Source organism: Pseudoalteromonas sp. NC201 (genome assembly GCF_002850255.1).
Classification (GTDB): domain Bacteria; phylum Pseudomonadota; class Gammaproteobacteria; order Enterobacterales; family Alteromonadaceae; genus Pseudoalteromonas.
The window spans coordinates 179247-201322 of record NZ_CP022522.1 but is presented as its reverse complement, the minus strand read 5'-3'; the positions used below and the strand labels follow the sequence as shown (position 1 = coordinate 201322).

The window sequence follows — 22076 nt, the reverse complement described above, 5'->3', positions numbered from 1 at the left end:
TGGTATGATAATAATAAATCAAGGAAGCTTGCTGTGAGCGTTAAACCACTAATATTGCTAGTAGAAGATAATAGAGAAGTTAGGTTGGCCGCACGATTTGTATTAGAAGATTTAGGCTTAGCTGTCGAGGAAGTTGAAAATCCAGTACAAGCACTGACTTTTCTAGCACAGAATAAGCCTAAGTTAATCTTGCTCGATATGAACTTTGAACTAGATTCAACATCGGGGCAGGAGGGTTTAAAGTTTTTAAGACAGCAGCAGCAGCTTGGCAATACGACACCTATTGTAGCAATGACAGCCTGGTCACATACAGAGCTTGTTGTGCAAGCTATGCAATTAGGCGCTGCTGATTTCTTAGAAAAGCCATGGAAAAATCAACGTTTCGAACAAGTAATCCGGTATCAGCTACAGCTCAGTGATTTAACTAATAAAAATCAAGGGCTTCAGCACGCGCTAGCTGGAGATGCTAAACCCGTACTTTGGCGTAGTAAAACAATGAAGCAGCTCATGGAGCAGCTTGAAGTGATGGCCCCTACTGATGCTAATATTCTACTGACTGGGGAAAATGGTGTAGGTAAGAGCCTTATAGCCCAGTGGATCCATCAGCACTCACACCGTTCAACGCATCCGTTTATTTCTGTCAATATGGCGACAATCCCAGAGCAACTCTTTGAGAGCGAGCTTTTTGGACATACAAAAGGTGCATTTACGGATGCTAAATCAGACCGTGCAGGACGATTTAAACTCGCGAATCTTGGTACTTTGTTTTTAGATGAGATTGGTACCCTGCCTCTAGCGCAACAAAGCAAGTTACTTCGGGTATTAGAATCCAGAGAATATGAACCTGTTGGCTCAAGCACTACTGAAGTGGCTAATGTAAGGCTAATTAGTGCCACTAATGCAAAGCTTGAACAGCTAATATCACAAGCTGAGTTTCGCCAAGATCTCTTCTATAGAATCAATACTTTTACCATAGAAATTCCTCCATTGAGAACGCGGCCTGAGGATATAGAATTATTGGCAGAGCATTTTATAAAAACCCACGGTAACCGATACGGGAAAAATGAATGTAGCCTCACTCCCGCAGCACTCAATCAATTAAAACTTTATGACTGGCCAGGAAATACTAGAGAGCTGGGGCACTTACTAGAGCGAGCAGTTCTATTAGCTCAAACAGATGAAATAGGGCCGGAGCAATTACATATGAGCACACCATCGCAGCTTACACAAAATCATTCAGAAGCATTACCTCTGATCACATTAGAACAAGCGGAACAACAATTAATCACACAGGCTTTGAATAATACGGCAGGAAATAAACAACAAGCGGCTGAATTACTGGGTATTACTAAACAAGCACTCTACCGACGCCTTGAGAAATATGAGCTTAACTAAAGAACCGTTAGCTCGGTATTTTGTAGTAAAGTTTTTACTGCTGGTAGTACTTGAAATTGTAGGCATTTGCGTTTTGAGTTGGCACTTAGACGTGCACATTTCGGCATCCATAACTTTATATTCACTACTAATAATTGTCATTTTTATTCTGTGTCAAGGCTTGCTGGTAAGACAGCTCTACAATCGTTGTAAATTGTCTTTTGAACGCTGCGGTTATCAAGTCGAAGCATGGTTAAAACGTGATTTTAGCCTAAGAGCTAAGCCCACATTTTCTTCGGGTGTTGTCGCGCAATTGCACAACCAACTGAATGCGCTCTCTGACATGTTGCAAAGTGAAAAAACGGATGAAGATGTCCAATCGTTTTTGGTCGCTGAGCTTATCAGTGTGTTGAATACCCCCATACTGATCTTTGATCAACGCATGCAACTTTGTTTTGGCAATGAAGAGTGCTACCAATTATTCCAAAAACCATGGCAAACTTTACGCTATAGTCGCCCTGAATCGCTTGGGCTAAGTAATACGCCACAGTGGCACTTTGTTGACCTTGGACTCAACAAGCGCTGGCAAGTTAGACACAGTACATTTACAAACCAAGAACACACTTATCATCTCGTTATTTGTATAGATATACAACATGCATTGCGAAATCAAGAGCTACAGGCTTGGCAACGCTTGATTCGTGTCATTAGCCATGAAATACGTAACTCACTTACACCAGTAACTGCCTTATTAGAAAGGTTGCAAACACGCATCAACGATCCTAGAGATAGCCAAGCTTTCGATATTGTCTTAGAGCGCTGTTTTCACTTACAGGACTTTATTCAAAAGTACACACAATTAAACCAACCAATAACAGTGACGATCCAGCGCCTATCGGGCACTGATCTCATAAAAATGGTACAAGGTATGTTTCCAGACCAACAGTGGCAAGTAGAGCTTTCTCCCGTTTACTTTCACGTTGATCCAACCCTGTTTAAACAAGTGATTATTAATATTGTTAAAAATGCCATAGAAGCTAGCCCGAGAGACTCAAAAATAACACTTCGGTTGTATACCACCAACAATACCGCTGTTTTTGAAGTTTTAGATGAAGGAAGCGGTGTAGCTAATAGCGATAACCTTTTTGTTCCATTTTATTCTACAAAACAAAAGGGCGAAGGTATCGGGCTCTATATCAGTCGTTACTTCGTTGAGCATATGTCCGGATCCATCAGCTTAACCAACCGCTCTGATAGGCCTGGAGCTCTTTGCCAAGTGCTCATTCCAGTACCACTTAGTTAATCTAAACATCGGAAAATTAGGGTCTGTTGGCCTTTCAAGGTTAAATTTGCAGCAGCCTGTGTGGTATTTAGGCAAGACTGAGCCTATGTAGTGTGGTTGTTCCCCATAAATAAGCGATAACGCAGTATGGAGGTCAAGGCAGAAAAACAGTTATGCCATGCCTCATTTCATAATAAATAGCGCCATTCTTGTTCCACAAATTGCTGGTCCGATTTACTCATCCGCATAGTCCAGAACCGGACTTTACTTATCCAAATAAAAATAAAACAACAAACAAAACAACAAGATACAAGTGGCACACTGTTTGCTTACATCAAGTTATCAATCCGATAAAAAAGGCAACTAAAGGTGGATGTAATAAAAAAGAAACAAGCTAAGCCATTACGTAAACTGTTTATACTCATAAGCATTCCTGTGGTACTTGTATCTATTTGGTTCATGATAGGGAAACTTTCAGATCAGACCAGTACTAAGCTTGAAAGGCATTCAATTATCATTGGCAATGTACAGCGCGGTAACCTTGACGTTGAAGTGACAGGCTATGGTGTACTTCGCTCAAATAAGCAAAAACTAATTACCGCACAAGACCCCGCAACAGTAAATGAAATATTAGTGCGCCCCGGCGGTGAAGTACTACCTGACACCATTATTTTAAAGATGCAGGATCCAGACCTGACGCAGCAGCTAGCCAGCGCAGAAATGGAATTAAACAGACAAAAAGCCAACTTCCGCCGACAAAAACTCGCAAACCAACGAGAGCTTCTCATGGAAGCTGCGACGTTAGCGGAATTAAAAAGTGAGCATCAGTCTCTAGCTATGCGCCGCGAAGCACAGCAGGAGCTCAGAGATCAGGGAGTTGTACCTGCAATTGAGGTAAAAACCGCAGAACTTGAAGAAAGGCAGCTTGCTGAACGTGTAAAGTTACAACATCAGCGTATAGAGCAGTTAAAGTTACTGCATAAAGAAGACTTAACTATTTCACAGGAATTAATAAATCAAGCTAATTCCATTCTCGCACGACTTATAGAAAGAGAAGCTAAGCTCACCGTTCGCGCTGGAACTGAAGGTGTTTTACAACGATTGGCTGTAGAACTAGGACAAAGTGTTGTGGCTGGCCAAGAGCTAGCGCAAGTAGGTAGTAGCGCAGATCTTCAAGCACTTGTTCGTGTTTCACAATCTAAAGCCGAGCAAATACGAGTGGGTCAACCTGCGGTTGTAAACACTAGACGTGAGAAAGTGCAAGCAACTGTTACTAGGATCAGCCCTCAAGTACAGGAAGGGACAATCGAAGTCGAGCTCACCTTCAACGATGCCGTACCAGAATCTGCAAGACCAGAACTCAACGTGGACGCAACAATCATGACACATTCATTACAGGACGTGTTATACGTCGAGCGCCCTAGTAATACTCATCCCCACACCCAACAATCTATTTTCGTTTTAGATAGTGCAGGAGAGTATGCCAACTCAACATCTGTTTCATTCGGTATTGACGCTGGCAACTATATTCAAATAGAGGAAGGTATTGGCTTAGACCAACAAGTTATTCTCTCCGATACCACCTCTTTCAAAACAGCGCAGAAAATAAGAATAATTCAGTAATTTAATAGGATAACAAACTATGAAAGAAGCAATATTGAAAATGTCAGGCATCACTAAGGTGTTTAGCACAGAGGAAATGGAAACGCACGCGCTGAGAGGAATAGACCTCGAAATATATAAGGGTGATTTCGTCTCAATATGCGGTCCATCAGGTTGTGGTAAATCAACTCTCCTTTCCATATTGGGGTTACTAGATACGCCTACAGATGGAAGTTATCAGGTTGAGGGAATAGAAGTAAGTAAATTAAGCTTGAGTGAAGCTGCACATATACGGAACCAAAAGGTTGGCTTTATATTTCAATCATTTAATCTGATAGATGAACTGACCGTATTTGAAAATATTGCACTTCCATTGCGTTATCGCAAAGAGCCAATGACCGAGGTTGAGATCACACAAGCGGTTACCAGCTGCCTTACAAAAGTAGACATGGGCCATAGAGCTAGCCACCGCCCTAATCAACTTTCAGGCGGACAGCAACAACGTATTGCTATAGCCCGCGCTTTGGTTGGCAACCCTGCGTTACTGCTTGTAGATGAGCCGACTGGTAACCTTGACTCAAAGAACGGTGATGCCGTGATGGATATGCTCAAAGCGCTAAATTTAGAAGGCACCACATTGTGCATGGTTACACATGATCCTAGGTATGCAGATATGGCAACACGAAAGCTGCACCTATTAGATGGCAAGATTTTAACTCCTCAAGAACAGAGCACTGAAAAGCATTCGGAGCCGTTGGCTAGCTAAATAACCATAAGAATACACAAGGAAGCTTAAAATGTACGAACCGCACTTCGAATTGCCAATTTTGCTCGTCACACAGCCGGTGAGGAGCTCAACATGTTGAAACAAGAGATCCAATCATGCTTATACTCTCTTAGCAAAGCAAAAATATTTACCCTTACTATAATTATAACTCTTGGAATTACTTTGGGCACGCTTATTGCCATGTTCAACTTAAACTTCCAGATTCTCGCAGCCCCCCTGCCATACCATGATAGTGAGAAATTATATGTCTCTAAGACAAACCACTACATAAAAGATAAAATTGAATTTGAAGACTACACCCCAATGCCAATTTTGGTCGAGGCGTATAAAAACGAAAAATCAGATCACATTCAAACTGCACTTTTTGCCTATGGTGAAGAAGTAATACGAAGCCGTGCCGATACCCCTCGGGTGAATGTTGCTTACACCACTCCAGAGTTTATGCCCCTTTTGGGTTTCAATTACGAGCTTGGTCGTGGTTTTTCTGATGAAGAAGGTATCGATAGTATATCACCTGTAGCGGTGCTTTCTTACCACTCTTGGCAAACGTACTTTGGCGCAGATCCACAGGTTTTGGGAAAAACGTTCCAGATAGATCAAGTTAACTTCAGAATTATTGGCGTACTTTCAGAGAATACACCTGAGCCAGAGCTATATACTCCAGGCAGACTAACAAGTATTTGGCTTCCATGGGATTACCTTCCATCCTATCGACGAGATGCTCAGCAATGGGGATTGACAGGCCCAAACAGACACATTTTAACTAAAATTTTAGCGGATGAAGATATCGCTAAGCTGAATCACCAACTGACAAATAAATATAACGGGCGTTTTAAAGCAGAAACTGCAGGTCGTTCATTTTTTAATGATATGACTATCACTTTTGAGCTAAAACCATTAAAAGAAAAAATCCATGGCGACAGTGCATCAAGAACTATTTGGTTATTAGTTGGTGCATTTTGTTTGACGCTAATCGCTTGTGCCAATATCGCCAATTTAGTGCTCGCAAGAGCAGTAAATCAGCAGCGGACTATGTCCATAAAAGCGGCTTTAGGCGCTCAACGAAAACAGATCGTTCGAGGCATTTTTATTGAGCTTGCGACATTAACTCTCTTATCAGCAATTTTAGCATTGGGTGTATCGGAGCTGTGCTATTACCTATTAAAATTAATTGCAACAGACAGCTTACCTAGTGTTGCACGCTTAACAACTAATGTGCCGTCAGTCATATTTTGTTTAACTCTTTCAGCATTATTAGCTTGGCTAGGTGCTTGGCTTATCAGTGCCAAAATTAACTTCAGTAAACTAAACTCTCAAATACAAAGTAGTGGTAAAGGTACCAGCATCCAAGTGAAATCAAGTACCCGTTCAGCACTAATTTTCAGTCAGATCTTTCTTGCTAGTTTATTACTGATTTCTTGCTTTCAAATCTTTATAAACTCATGGTCATTGCTAAGCCAGGCTCCCAATTTCGTAAGTAAAGATCGTTACCAAGTGGAATTGAATCAGCTTTTCGAACCAAGGCCAAGTCGCGCTGAAAGAGATTCATATTATAGTACGAGAAGACAACAACTACTTGATATTGTAAGCGAGATAAGAGCCAACCCTAGAGTTGTATCTGCAAGCTTAACTACAGGTACGCCTGTCGAGTTTGGTATTAGTACTTTCTTAAGCCCAGACTCTGGGTTTGAGAATCAGTATTCTGTCTCTGGCAACTTAATTGATGAAGCGTATATACCAACGTTACAGTTAGACATTCTCCAAGGTCGCAATTTTACTCGAGAAGACGTGTATAATCGCTCTCCTTACCTCATTGTAAATAAAGAGTTTGCCAATAAGTTAAAGCCGGGTGGCGATGTAGTTGGTGAGCGTTATTACTGGTTAAATGGACGCCGTACAATTCAATATGAAATTATTGCCGTCACCGAAGATCTAAACCTACCGGAACAAAATAACTCAGCCAAAATGTGGGCTGTAGATAATATCGAGCGTTACGCTCCTTCTTTTATCATAGAAGTAGATTCAAACCAGCAGCTTACTCCCCAATTTATAAATAGTATTATCGCGAAGACCACACCCACGTGGCGAGTCTCGGATATTCAACCACTTGAATCACAATTAGCAAATTCTCTTGCGCTTCATTACATCGCTAGTTGGGCATCTCTAGCTTTGGCAATAGTGACACTTTCAATCGCCGTGATTGGTATATATGGCGTATTAAGTTATGGAATTAGCATGAGAAAATTTGAACTCGGGGTTCGTATGGCTATTGGAGCGTCACCACTTACTATTGTGAAAGGTGTGATCTTAGAGAACTTTAAGGTCATCATACTCGCGCTAATTGGAGCTGCAATCATAGTTTCAGGCGTTGCAGTGTGGATAACTTCAACCCGTTTCACATTCGCTCTTTCAACAACAGGATTAATATTACCAATAGTTACTATTATTGCAGTAACTGCGTTTACATCCACACTTGCTGTTTGGGGGATTATCAGAAGACCGGCAATTTATTCCCTACGAGATCAATAACTGCCCATCTAAGCACCCAGAACTCGGATTGAGAAACTATTATTCCGAGTTCTGCTTTCCCTCAATAAACATTCTAAAAAAGCTATTAATTAACACGCTACGAGATGTAATCCACCTAAGTGAATTTTAGCCAGAACGCAGAATTTGCAGTCAAGCAACTTATACGAAAATTGATGAATTAAGCGCAGTGTGATGGCCTCTCGCATCAATGCCATTGATTAGTATCTTTACCTTGCTGTTAGGCTAATTATGCTGTGCCAGTTTTAGCTTGTACAAGTGTTGATTACATTAAATAACCTGAGCTTGGGATAACAACTTGTTCTCTAGCAGCTGTTATCCCTTACTACTGCGTTAAATTTTCTTGCAATAGGCCAGCTTTTGACGCACAAATTTGCCTTGCATTTAAGAAATAACTTCTGGCTAGAGTGATATTACGCTTTTGAACTTAGTGATTTAGTGGATTAACTTACTTCTTACCCCGAGGTTAAATAAATGAACTTTTTTAAGCGTGGAGATATCGTATTTTCGTTCCAATTAGTTGGAGAATTAGCGTGATTGATGTTAGACCGATAAATAAAAATGGGCCCCATAACAGTATGGAGCCCAGCTCATTTCTACAACTGATTCATCTACGTCTAGTAGTTATTGAATACCGAGATAACGTAACAAGCCATGACTGACTTGCTCAACGTTAGGACTTTCCAGCATGGATTTATGACCTCCCGGTACCATTTCAACTGTTACAGGACCACTAAACCACTGCTTTGATAGCTCAATATAATTGCATGACTCGATCGATGAACCCTCCGCGAACATCATTAGCACCTCTTTGTCCCAGATCTGATCAGGGCTATATGAGAAAAACGCTTCCGACTGCCACTTAGCCAACCTATTCAACTTATTAACAAGCTCTGTATCTTTAAGTGATTGTGTCCACGTTGCTATATTTTCTAATCTAGAGTCCATATCCATCCTGTATGAACTCTGCGCAAAATAACTATCCAGCAAAACAAGCGATATTTGATTCTCAATACTGCCCATACACTCTGCAACCTCTTGGGCCAGAGCTCCACCATAAGAATGCCCAACTAAAACGATCTGTTTATTCTTAAACTGTGGCCTAATGCTGTCAAAGATATACTGTCCATGTGATTTGATCGTAGTAACTGACTCACAATCATCGAATACACCGGGATGGTGAATACTGATACATGGTACTCCGTGTGTATCAAGAGTCTGAGCGAAAGACCTAAAATCATTCGGTGTTGACAACACCCCAGGAATCGCAACAACCAAAAACTCAGACTTATCTTCACTTGCACTTTTGTTTAAAAATACTAAAGGCGAATTGTGATTACTATCTGCTATGTTTTTACTCTGAATTGCGTTGGCTTGCTCTCTCAGTGAGAGTGCAGTATACAAATCTGGAAAAGACACAGAAACAGCTAACTGAGCTTGGATCTGATTGCAAAGTTTTACCAATAACAACGAATGCCCACCCAGAGTAAAGAAGTTCGCCGTTGCACTGATATCAGCAGCTTTTATACCCAAAAGCTGTGCCCAAATACCAGCTAACTGTTGCTCAATATCACTTTCAGGGCTTACATATTCCCCTTGCAAACAACCCACATCTGCACTTGGCAATGCCCGTCTATCCACCTTGCCATTTGCCGTCAATGGCCATTCATCCACTGCAATCAGTATGCTTGGTATCATATGCTCCGGTAAATCTTGCTGTAATTCTGCCTTCAATGCCTGCAGCCAGCTTGACTCATCTATATCCAGCCCACTTTGTCGCTGCACATACCCTATTAATTGCTTCTCTCCCGCGATGTCCTTCACTATCGCCAACGCCGATGCAACGCTTGAAGCTGCATGTAAACAGGCTTCCACTTCCCCTAGCTCTATTCTGAACCCTCTTATCTTCACCTGACTGTCAACACGACCTATGAATTCTATTCTCCCATCCGGCAGGTAACGAACTAGATCTCCGGTGCGGTAGAGTCGTCTTGAGCTGCCTGCTTGCGCCTCATCATAAAATGGGTTCTCTACAAAGCGCTCCGCTGTTAGCTCTGGTTGATTCAAGTACCCAAGCGCTAACCCTGGACCGCCCACAAATAGTTCACCAATACAACCTTGAGGCACCAATTGCTGGTGACCATCTAAAATGTAAATTTCATCACTATCTAAGCGATAACCTATTGGTACTCGCTCCTCCTGATAAGCCTGAGGAAATGTATAGGTCGTTGAGAAAGTCGTGTTTTCTGTTGGTCCATACCCGTTTATCAACGTTAACTCTGGCTGTATCTGCTGTATCCGCTTGATTGCGTCTAGATCTAGACTATCTCCCCCTGCTAGCAGTTGACGTAGCGATGTCACTGTCGGCACATGATAAGACCATTCTCTAAAGAAGCCTGCGGTTAACCACAGACTGTTAACGTTATGCTGTTCGAGCTCTTTATTCAGCTCTGCTGGTGATAAGTATGGTGGACGATACAGAACACATTGCCCACCGTTGAGTAATGGCCCCCATAGCTCTAAGGTCGCGGCATCAAACGCAATGTTTGCACAATGCATCATCACCGTATCACTACTCAGTGTCATGAAACTTTGCTCTATGACTAGTCTAGTCACTCCTTGATGTGGTGTGAGTACCCCTTTAGGCTGCCCCGTCGAGCCTGACGTATAAATCACATACGCNACATCCGACCCCGTTATCGCTACGTTTACATCCGTTGCTGCCAAACATTGCCAATCCTGAGCTATCTCATCCACCGCAACGACTTCCACAGGTAAATCCGGTAACGTCGATTTCAGCCTCTGTTGTGATAACAGCAAAGACATCCCCGTGTCCGTCGCCATATAACGTAATCGTGACTCCGGATAATGTGGGTCTAGTGGCACATAGCCACCCCCTGCTTTCAGGATCGCTAAAATACTGACCACCATCTCTATGGACCTATCCATACAGAGCCCAACCAGTGTGCCTCGCTGCACGTGATGCCTCGTCATTAAATAGCGTGCCAACTGGTTCGATTGCCTATCTAACTCACCATAACTCATCTTGCTGTCACCACACACGACCGCTGTCTGCGTACTCTGTCGCTGAGCTTGCGCGGTAAAGTGGGAAACGATATTGCCCCATGCCTGCGTAGCATTATCACTTCGAGCATTACATTCGTGCACTAACTGCCTAACTTCTTTTGCTGACAGCATGTCTAGCTGAGACAGCGCAATATCCCACTCACCTCGTGTGTCTGCCAGCGCTTCTAATAGCTGCTGTAAATGCGTACTTAATTGTTCTATATGTGCTTCACTAAAGAGGCTCGTATCATAGCTCCAGCTAACGCCACCTCCTTGTTCATCTATGGCTAAGTCAACTTTTAAATCAAACTTTGCTTGCACTATATCTGATTGATAAGGCGCTACTTCTATTCCCGCAAGTTGCAATGGTTGATGCTCATGTAGGCCATAATCTGTATTCGTCGTCACCATAATCTGGAACAAAGGTCCATGGGCACGACTTCTTGGCACTTTCAGCTTTTCTACTAACTGCTCAAATGGAACATCTTGGTGACTTTGACCTGCTAAGTGGGTCGCTCGCACATGGGCATAATATTCCGCTAAGCTGTCATGCTGTGTATTCACCCTCAACACTAAGGTGTTTACAAAGAAGCCGATTAAAGGGGCTAACTCTGCTTGAAGGCGATTCGCAACCGGTGTGCCCATAATGATGTCATGACTATTGCTATGTCTTGATAAGACCAATGACAATGCACCATGTAATAACATAAAAGGAGTCAATTGATGNCGTTTAGCTGCTGCCAATAACGCATCCGCTGTTTGCGCTGAAAACGCTGACACCACCTGAGCACCATGATATTGCTTCTCTGCTGGACGGGGATAATCCAATGTGAGGTTATGCACCGCGGGGGCTTCATCCAACTGCGCTAACCAATAACTGAGCTGTTTATCTAATACCGTATCCGTTATATGCGTTCGCTGCCACTGCGCATAATCTCCATACTGTAACGCCAATTGTGGTAAAGGCTCGGCTTCACCTTGACTATAGGCTTCATACAAACGTACAAACTCATTGGTCAACACCTGCATTGACCAACCATCCGACGCGATATGATGCATATTAAAGAGTAGGACTCCTGTATCCTCTCCNGTCGCCAGATACAATACCTTTAATAGTAAGTCTTCTGCCAAGTTAAACGCGGTGGTGATAACCTCTGATATTCGTGCTTTTATTTGGGCTTGCTGCGCTTCGCCTTGTAACGACCTGAGGTCTTGATATACAACACTAAACGCCACATTTTCAGGTTCATGGATATATTGATACACCACGCCTGCTTCATCATAATAATTGGTTCTTAGCACCTCATGACGCGCAATTATCCGCTGAAAAACACGCTCAACTACAGGCAGCGATAATTCACCTTTTACAGTCAAGGCCACTGGCATGTTGTACTCTGGTGAGCCTCCTTTGAGATGATCTATAAACCATAAACGCTGCTGTGAAAATGACGTTGGTAACGTCTGGCTTTCTCTTGGATAGGCTTGAACCGCAGGTAATACTTGCCCTTGCTCGCTTTGCTCAATATCATTCGCCAGCGAGCGTAAGTCCTTCGCGTTAAATACCTGTTGTAATGAAATATCGACACCGTAACARCGCTGAATTTCTGACACCAAACGTATGGTGAGTAACGAATGCCCACCCAGAGTAAAGAAGTTCGCCGTTGCACTGATCTCAGCAGCTTTTATACCCAGAAGCTGTGCCCAAATACCGGCTAACTGTTGCTCAATATCACCTTCAGGGCTTACATATTCCCCTTGCAAACAACCCACATCTGCACTTGGCAATGCCCGTCTATCCACCTTGCCATTTGCCGTCAATGGCCATTCATCCACTGCAATCAGTATGCTTGGTATCATATGTTCTGGTAAATCTTGCTGTAATTCTGCCTTCAATGCCTGCAGCCAGCTTGACTCATCTATATCCAGCCCACTTTGTCGCTGCACATACCCTATTAATTGCTTCTCTCCCGCGATGTCCTTCACTATCGCCAACGCCGATGCAACGCTTGAAGCTGCATGTAAACAGGCTTCCACTTCCCCAAGCTCTATTCTGAACCCTCTTATCTTCACCTGACTGTCAACACGACCTATGAATTCTATTCTCCCATCCGGCAGGTAACGAACTAGATCTCCGGTGCGGTAGAGTCGTCTTGAGCTGCCTGCTTGCGCCTCATCATAAAATGGGTTCTCTACAAAGCGCTCCGCTGTTAGCTCTGGTTGATTCAAGTACCCAAGCGCTAACCCTGGACCGCCCACAAATAGTTCACCAATACAMCCTTGAGGCACCAACTCAAAGGCTGAACTAAGTATGTAGCTAGACACATTATGCATGCCTCGCCCGATGACCTCTCGATCACTGTGAGTCAATTCGGCAAAGTGCGTATTGACCGTCGTTTCTGTTGGCCCATATGCATTCAACAGCACTCGCTTATGTTTTTGTACAAACTGCTGTAGTCGCTTCAACAGCCCTGCACCAATTAGATCACCACTAGAAATCACATCTACCGCAGGTAATGTTGGTTCTGAAAGTAACGCACCTAATAATTGTGGAGTCGCATTCACAACTTGAATATCGTGTTGTTTGATTAGCTTACTCAATTCAAGGGGTGCTAATATTTGCGCTTTACTTGGAATGACCAATTTGACCCCATCAGCCAATAAGCACAACCCTTTCAAAGATGCATCAAAGACATATGAAGAAAGCCATAGCCACGCATCCCCCACCCCTTGCGACAGCACCTCGCCTTGAGCTAGAAACCCGCTATAAAAGTTCGATAACCCTTGATGTGGTGTGAGTACCCCTTTAGGCTGCCCCGTCGAGCCTGACGTATAAATCACATACGCAACATCCGACCCCGTTATCGCTACGTYTACATCCGTTGCTGCCAAACATTGCCAATCCTGAGCTATCTCATCCACCGCAACGACTTCCACAGGTAAATCCGGTAACGTCGATTTCAGCCTCTGTTGTGATAACAGCAAAGACATCCCCGTGTCCGTCGCCATATAACGTAATCGTGACTCCGGATAATGTGGGTCTAGTGGCACATAGCCACCCCCTGCTTTCAGGATCGCTAAAATACTGACCACCATCTCTATGGACCTATCCATACAGAGCCCAATCAGTGTGCCTCGCTGCACGTGATGTCTCGTCATTAAATAGCGTGCCAACTGGTTCGATTGCCTATCTAACTCACCATAACTCATCTTGCTGTCACCACACACGACCGCTGTCTGCGTACTCTGTCGCTGAGCTTGCGCGGTAAAGTGGGAAACGATATTGCCCCATGCCTGCGTAGCATTATCACTTCGAGCATTACATTCGTGCACTAACTGCCTAACTTCTTTTGCTGACAGCATGTCTAGCTGAGACAGCGCAATATCCCACTCACCTCGTGTGTCTGCCAGCGCTTCTAATAGCTGCTGTAAATGCGTACTTAATTGTTCTATATGTGCTTCACTAAAGAGGCTCGTATCATAGCTCCAGCTAACGCCACCTCCTTGTTCATCTATGGCTAAGTCAACTTTTAAATCAAACTTTGCTTGCACTATATCTGATTGATAAGGCGCTACTTCTATTCCCGCAAGTTGCAATGGTTGATGCTCATGTAGGCCATAATCTGTATTCGTCGTCACCATAATCTGGAACAAAGGTCCATGGGCACGACTTCTTGGCACTTTCAGCTTTTCTACTAACTGCTCAAATGGAACATCTTGGTGACTTTGACCTGCTAAGTGGGTCGCTCGCACATGGGCATAATATTCCGCTAAGCTGTCATGCTGTGTATTCACCCTCAACACTAAGGTGTTTACAAAGAAGCCGATTAAAGGGGCTAACTCTGCTTGAAGGCGATTCGCAACCGGTGTGCCCATAATGATGTCATGACTATTGCTATGTCTTGATAAGACCAATGACAATGCACCATGTAATAACATAAAAGGAGTCAATTGATGGCGTTTAGCTGCTGCCAATAACGCATCCGCTGTTTGCGCTGAAAACGCTGACACCACCTGAGCACCATGATATTGCTTCTCTGCTGGACGGGGATAATCCAATGTGAGGTTATGCACCGCGGGGGCTTCATCCAACTGCACTAACCAATAACTGAGCTGTTTATCTAATACCGTATCCGTTATATGCGTTCGCTGCCACTGCGCATAATCTCCATACTGTAACGCCAATTGTGGTAAAGGCTCGGCTTCACCTTGACTATAGGCTTCATACAAACGTACAAACTCATTGGTCAACACCTGCATTGACCAACCATCCGACGCGATATGATGCATATTAAAGAGTAGGACTCCTGTATCCTCTCCNGTCGCCAGATACAATACCTTTAATAGTAAGTCTTCTGCCAAGTTAAACGCGGTGGTGATAACCTCTGATATCCGTGCTTTTATTTGGGCTTGCTGCGCTTCGCCTTGTAACGACCTGAGGTCTTGATATACAACACTAAACGCCACATTTTCAGGTTCATGGATATATTGATACACCACGCCTGCTTCATCATAATAATTGGTTCTTAGCACCTCATGACGCGCAATTATCCGCTGAAAAACACGCTCAACTACAGGCAGCGATAATTCACCTTTTACAGTCAAGGCCACTGGCATGTTGTACTCTGGTGAGCCTCCTTTGAGATGATCTATAAACCATAAACGCTGCTGCGAAAATGACGTTGGTAACGTCTGGCTTTCTCTTGGATAGGCTTGAACCGCAGGTAATACTTGCCCTTGCTCGCTTTGCTCAATATCATTCGCCAGCGAGCGTAAGTCCTTCGCGTTAAATACCTGTTGTAATGAAATATCGACACCGTAACAGCGCTGAATTTCTGACACCAAACGTATGGTGAGTAACGAATGCCCACCCAGAGTAAAGAAGTTCGCCGTTGCACTGATCTCAGCAGCTTTTATACCCAGAAGCTGTGCCCAAATACCGGCTAACTGTTGCTCAATATCACCTTCAGGGCTTACATATTCCCCTTGCAAACAACCCACATCTGCACTTGGCAATGCCCGTCTATCCACCTTGCCATTTGCCGTCAATGGCCATTCATCCACTGCAATCAGTATGCTTGGTATCATATGTTCTGGTAAATCTTGCTGTAATTCTGCCTTCAATGCCTGCAGCCAGCTTGACTCATCTATATCCAGCCCACTTTGTCGCTGCACATACCCTATTAATTGCTTCTCTCCCGCGATGTCCTTCACTATCGCCAACGCCGATGCAACGCTTGAAGCTGCATGTAAACAGGCTTCCACTTCCCCAAGCTCTATTCTGAACCCTCTTATCTTCACCTGACTGTCAACACGACCTATGAATTCTATTCTCCCATCCGGCAGGTAACGAACTAGATCTCCGGTGCGGTAGAGTCGTCTTGAGCTGCCTGCTTGCGCCTCATCATAAAATGGGTTCTCTACAAAGCGCTCCGCTGTTAGCTCTGGTTGATTCAAGTACCCAAGCGCTAACCCTGGACCGCCCACAAATAGTTCACCAATACAGCCTTGAGGCACCAACTCAAAGGCTGAACTAAGTATGTAGCTAGACACATTATGCATGCCTCGCCCGATGACCTCTCGATCACTGTGAGTCAATTCGGCAAAGTGCGTATTGACCGTCGTTTCTGTTGGCCCATATGCATTCAACAGCACTCGCTTATGTTTTTGTACAAACTGCTGTAGTCGCTTCAACAGCCCTGCACCAATTAGATCACCACTAGAAATCACATCTACCGCAGGTAATGTTGGTTCTGAAAGTAACGCACCTAATAATTGTGGAGTCGCATTCACAACTTGAATATCGTGTTGTTTGATTAGCTTACTCAATTCAAGGGGTGCTAATATTTGCGCTTTACTTGGAATGACCAATTTGACCCCATCAGCCAATAAGCACAACCCTTTCAAAGATGCATCAAAGACATATGAAGAAAGCCATAGCCACGCATCCCCCACCCCTTGCGACAGCACCTCGCCTTGAGCTAGAAACCCGCTATAAAAGTTCGATAACCCTTGATGTGGTGTGAGTACCCCTTTAGGCTGCCCCGTCGAGCCTGACGTATAAATCACATACGCAACATCCGACCCCGTTATCGCTACGTCTACATCCGTTGCTGCCAAACATTGCCAATCCTGAGCTATCTCATCCACCGCAACGACTTCCACAGGTAAATCCGGTAACGTCGATTTCAGCCTCTGTTGTGATAACAGCAAAGACATCCCCGTGTCCGTCGCCATATAACGTAATCGTGACTCCGGATAATGTGGGTCTAGTGGCACATAGCCACCCCCTGCTTTCAGGATCGCTAAAATACTGACCACCATCTCTATGGACCTATCCATACAGAGCCCAACCAGTGTGCCTCGCTGCACGTGATGTCTCGTCATTAAATAGCGTGCCAACTGGTTCGATTGCCTATCTAACTCACCATAACTCATCTTGCTGTCACCACACACGACCGCTGTCTGCGTACTCTGTCGCTGAGCTTGCGCGGTAAAGTGGGAAACGATATTGCCCCATGCCTGCGTAGCATTATCACTTCGAGCATTACATTCGTGCACTAACTGCCTAACTTCTTTTGCTGACAGCATGTCTAGCTGAGACAGCGCAATATCCCACTCACCTCGTGTGTCTGCCAGCGCTTCTAATAGCTGCTGTAAATGCGTACTTAATTGTTCTATATGTGCTTCACTAAAGAGGCTCGTATCATAGCTCCAGCTAACGCCACCTCCTTGTTCATCTATGGCTAAGTCAACTTTTAAATCAAACTTTGCTTGCACTATATCTGATTGATAAGGCGCTACTTCTATTCCCGCAAGTTGCAATGGTTGATGCTCATGTAGGCCATAATCTGTATTCGTCGTCACCATAATCTGGAACAAAGGTCCATGGGCACGACTTCTTGGCACTTTCAGCTTTTCTACTAACTGCTCAAATGGAACATCTTGGTGACTTTGACCTGCTAAGTGGGTCGCTCGCACATGGGCATAATATTCCGCTAAGCTGTCATGCTGTGTATTCACCCTCAACACTAAGGTGTTTACAAAGAAGCCGATTAAAGGGGCTAACTCTGCTTGAAGGCGATTCGCAACCGGTGTGCCCATAATGATGTCATGACTATTGCTATGTCTTGATAAGACCAATGACAATGCACCATGTAATAACATAAAAGGAGTCAATTGATGGCGTTTAGCTGCTGCCAATAACGCATCCGCTGTTTGCGCTGAAAACGCTGACACCACCTGAGCACCATGATATTGCTTCTCTGCTGGACGGGGATAATCCAATGTGAGGTTATGCACCGCGGGGGCTTCATCCAACTGCGCTAACCAATAACTGAGCTGTTTATCTAATACCGTATCCGTTATATGCGTTCGCTGCCACTGCGCATAATCTCCATACTGTAACGCCAATTGTGGTAAAGGCTCGGCTTCACCTTGACTATAGGCTTCATACAAACGTACAAACTCATTGGTCAACACCTGCATTGACCAACCATCCGACGCGATATGATGCATATTAAAGAGTAGGACTCCTGTATCCTCTCCTGTCGCCAGATACAATACCTTTAATAGTAAGTCTTCTGCCAAGTTAAACGCGGTGGTGATAACCTCTGATATCCGTGCTTTTATTTGGGCTTGCTGCGCTTCGCCTTGTAACGACCTGAGGTCTTGATATACAACACTAAACGCCACATTTTCAGGTTCATGGATATATTGATACACCACGCCTGCTTCATCATAATAATTGGTTCTTAGCACCTCATGACGCGCAATTATCCGCTGAAAAACACGCTCAACTACAGGCAGCGATAATTCACCTTTTACAGTCAAGGCCACTGGCATGTTGTACTCTGGTGAGCCTCCTTTGAGATGATCTATAAACCATAAACGCTGCTGNGAAAATGACGTTGGTAACGTCTGGCTTTCTCTTGGATAGGCTTGAACCGCAGGTAATACTTGCCCTTGCTCGCTTTGCTCAATATCATTCGCCAGCGAGCGTAAGTCCTTCGCGTTAAATACCTGTTGTAATGAAATATCGACACCGTAACAGCGCTGAATTTCTGACACCAAACGTATGGTGAGTAACGAATGCCCACCCAGAGTAAAGAAGTTCGCCGTTGCACTGATCTCAGCAGCTTTTATACCCAAAAGCTGTGCCCAAATACCAGCTAACTGTTGCTCAATATCACCTTCAGGGCTTACATATTCCCCTTGCAAACAACCCACATCTGCACTTGGCAATGCCCGTCTATCCACCTTGCCATTTGCCGTCAATGGCCATTCATCCACTGCAATCAGTATGCTTGGTATCATATGTTCTGGTAAATCTTGCTGTAATTCTGCCTTCAATGCCTGCAGCCAGCTTGACTCATCTATATCCAGCCCACTTTGTCGCTGCACATACCCTATTAATTGCTTCTCTCCCGCGATGTCCTTCACTATCGCCAACGCCGATGCAACGCTTGAAGCTGCATGTAAACAGGCTTCCACTTCCCCAAGCTCTATTCTGAACCCTCTTATCTTCACCTGACTGTCAACACGACCTATGAATTCTATTCTCCCATCCGGCAGGTAACGAACTAGATCTCCGGTGCGGTAGAGTCGTCTTGAGCTGCCTGCTTGCGCCTCATCATAAAATGGGTTCTCTACAAAGCGCTCCGCTGTTAGCTCTGGTTGATTCAAGTACCCAAGCGCTAACCCTGGACCGCCCACAAATAGGTCACCAATACAGCCTTGAGGCACCAATTGCTGGTGACCATCTAAAATGTAAATTTCATCACTATCTAAGCGATAACCTATTGGTACTCGCTCCTCCTGATAAGCCTGAGGAAATGTATAGGTCGTTGAGAAAGTCGTGTTTTCTGTTGGTCCATACCCGTTTATCAACGTTAACTCTGGCTGTATCTGCTGTATCCGCTTGATTGCGTCTAGATCTAGACTATCTCCCCCTGCTAGCAGTTGACGTAGCGATGTCACTGTCGGCACATGATAAGACCATTCTCTAAAGAAGCCTGCGGTTAACCACAGACTGTTAACGTTATGCTGTTCGAGCTCTTTATTCAGCTCTGCTGGTGATAAGTATGGTGGACGATACAGAACACATTGCCCACCGTTGAGTAATGGCCCCCATAGCTCTAAGGTCGCGGCATCAAACGCAATGTTTGCACAATGCATCATCACCGTATCACTATTCAGTGTCATGAAACTTTGCTCTATGACTAGTCTAGTCACTCCTTGATGTGGTGTGAGTACCCCTTTAGGCTGCCCCGTCGAGCCTGACGTATAGATCACATACGCGACATCCGACCCCGTTATCGCTACGTCTACATCCGTTGCTACCAAACATTGCCAATCCTGAGCTATCTCATCCACCGCAACGACTTCCACAGGTAAATCCGGTAACGTCGATTTCAGCCTCTGTTGTGATAACAGCAAAGACATCCCCGTGTCCGTCGCCATATAACGTAATCGTGACTCCGGATAATGTGGGTCTAGTGGCACATAGCCACCCCCTGCTTTCAGGATCGCTAAAATACTGACCACCATCTCTATGGACCTATCCATACAGAGCCCAACCAGTGTGCCTCGCTGCACGTGATGGCTCGTCATTAAATAGCGTGCCAACTGGTTCGATTGCCTATCTAACTCACCATAACTCATCTTGCTGTCACCACACACGACCGCTGTCTGCGTACTCTGTCGCTGAGCTTGCGCGGTAAAGTGGGAAACGATATTGCCCCATGCCTGCGTAGCATTATCACTTCGAGCATTACATTCGTGCACTAACTGCCTAACTTCTTTTGCTGACAGCATGTCTAGCTGAGACAGCGCAATATCCCACTCACCTCGTGTGTCTGCCAGCGCTTCTAATAGCTGCTGTAAATGCGTACTTAATTGTTCTATATGTGCTTCACTAAAGAGGCTCGTATCATAGCTCCAGCTAACGCCACCTCCTTGTTCATCTATGGCTAAGTCAACTTTTAAATCAAACTTTGCTTGCACTATATCTGATTGATAAGGCGCTACTTCTATTCCCGCAAGTTGCAATGGTTGATGCTCATGTAGGCCATAATCTGTATTCGTCGTCACCATAATCTGGAACAAAGGTCCATGGGCACGACTTCTTGGCACTTTCAGCTTTTCTACTAACTGCTCAAATGGAACATCTTGGTGACTTTGACCTGCTAAGTGGGTCGCTCGCACATGGGCATAATATTCCGCTAAGCTGTCATGCTGTGTATTCACCCTCAACACTAAGGTGTTTACAAAGAAGCCGATTAAAGGGGCTAACTCTGCTTGAAGGCGATTCGCAACCGGTGTGCCCATAATGATGTCATGACTATTGCTATGTCTTGATAAGACCAATGACAATGCACCATGTAATAACATAAAAGGAGTCAATTGATGGCGTTTAGCTGCTGCCAATAACGCATCCGCTGTTTGCGCTGAAAACGCTGACACCACCTGAGCACCATGATATTGCTTCTCTGCTGGGCGGGGATAATCCAATGTGAGGTTATGCACCGCGGGGGCTTTATCCAACTGCGCTAACCAATAACTGAGCTGTTTATCTAATACCGTATCCGTTATATGCGTTCGCTGCCACTGCGCATAATCTCCATACTGTAACGCCAATTGTGGTAAAGGCTCGGCTTCACCTTGACTATAGGCTTCATACAAACGTACAAACTCATTGGTCAACACCTGCATTGACCAACCATCCGACGCGATATGATGCATATTAAAGAGTAGGACTCCTGTATCCTCTCCGGTCGCCAGATACAATACCTTTAATAGTAAGTCTTCTGCCAAGTTAAACGCGGTGGTGATAACCTCTGATATCCGTGCTTTTATTTGGGCTTGCTGCGCTTCGCCTTGTAACGACCTGAGGTCTTGATATACAACACTAAACGCCACATTTTCAGGTTCATGGATATATTGATACACCACGCCTGCTTCATCATAATAATTGGTTCTTAGCACCTCATGACGCGCAATTATCCGCTGAAAAACACGCTCAACTACAGGCAGCGATAATTCACCTTTTACAGTCAAGGCCACTGGCATGTTGTACTCTGGTGAGCCTCCTTTGAGATGATCTATAAACCATAAACGCTGCTGCGAAAATGACGTTGGTAACGTCTGGCTTTCTCTTGGATAGGCTTGAACTGTTCTATCTAAGTTGCTCTGGGTTAACTGTAGTTCTAAGTGCTCGATAACAAGGTCTTTGTTAGCAACTACCATTGCTTTTATATCGTCGGGAAAACTCCCTTTGTTTAGTTTATACGCTAACCGACCATCTTTTAAATAGAGGTGAACACCGCTCTTGACTGCATTAATTATTATATTTTCAGCTTTCATAATTATCTTAGAGGTAATCTACTCATTCCTTGCCCCTCCAAATCCACATGTAAGCAG

6 protein-coding genes are annotated in these 22076 nt (G+C 44.4%); 5 read left to right on the top strand and 1 reads right to left on the bottom strand.

The genetic code is table 11. The features are described from left to right. Window positions 1-33 precede the first annotated feature (33 nt). The 5 genes from PNC201_RS00765 to PNC201_RS00745 all read left to right on the top strand — a co-directional run bounded on the left by PNC201_RS00765 (window position 34) and on the right by PNC201_RS00745 (window position 7574). Window positions 34-1395, top strand: a complete 1362-nt coding sequence (locus tag PNC201_RS00765; RefSeq protein ID WP_102055873.1) for a sigma-54-dependent transcriptional regulator — start codon at window positions 34-36, stop codon at window positions 1393-1395. 193 nt (window positions 1396-1588) lie between these two features. Beyond that, on the top strand, window positions 1589-2677 hold the full coding sequence (locus PNC201_RS00760) for a sensor histidine kinase (RefSeq protein ID WP_227387611.1): 1089 nt from the start codon (window positions 1589-1591) through the stop codon (window positions 2675-2677). Window positions 2678-3025: 348 nt separating this feature from the next. Then, window positions 3026-4279, top strand: coding sequence for an HlyD family secretion protein (locus PNC201_RS00755; RefSeq protein WP_102055872.1), 1254 nt, complete (start codon window positions 3026-3028; stop codon window positions 4277-4279). 19 nt (window positions 4280-4298) lie between these two features. Next, entirely contained in the window at window positions 4299-5024 is a 726-nt protein-coding gene (locus PNC201_RS00750; protein WP_010607883.1) for an ABC transporter ATP-binding protein, read from the top strand. A 93-nt stretch (window positions 5025-5117) separates the two neighbouring features. Next, entirely contained in the window at window positions 5118-7574 is a 2457-nt protein-coding gene (locus tag PNC201_RS00745; RefSeq protein WP_102055871.1) for an ABC transporter permease, read from the top strand. 642 nt (window positions 7575-8216) lie between these two features. On the opposite strand, the gene PNC201_RS00740 is transcribed toward PNC201_RS00745, so the two are convergent. Beyond that, window positions 8217-22019, bottom strand: a complete 13803-nt coding sequence (locus PNC201_RS00740; protein ID WP_102055870.1) for a non-ribosomal peptide synthetase — start codon at window positions 22017-22019, stop codon at window positions 8217-8219. Between the last annotated feature and the right edge of the window lie 57 nt (window positions 22020-22076).

What these genes read in the sequence shown, in the direction of transcription:
- PNC201_RS00750 (WP_010607883.1), top strand. Translation starts at nt 4,299, where the DNA reads ATGAAAGAAGCAATATTGAAAATGTCAGGCATCACTAAGGTGTTTAGC.
- PNC201_RS00745 (WP_102055871.1), top strand. Translation starts at nt 5,118, where the DNA reads ATGTTGAAACAAGAGATCCAATCATGCTTATACTCTCTTAGCAAAGCA.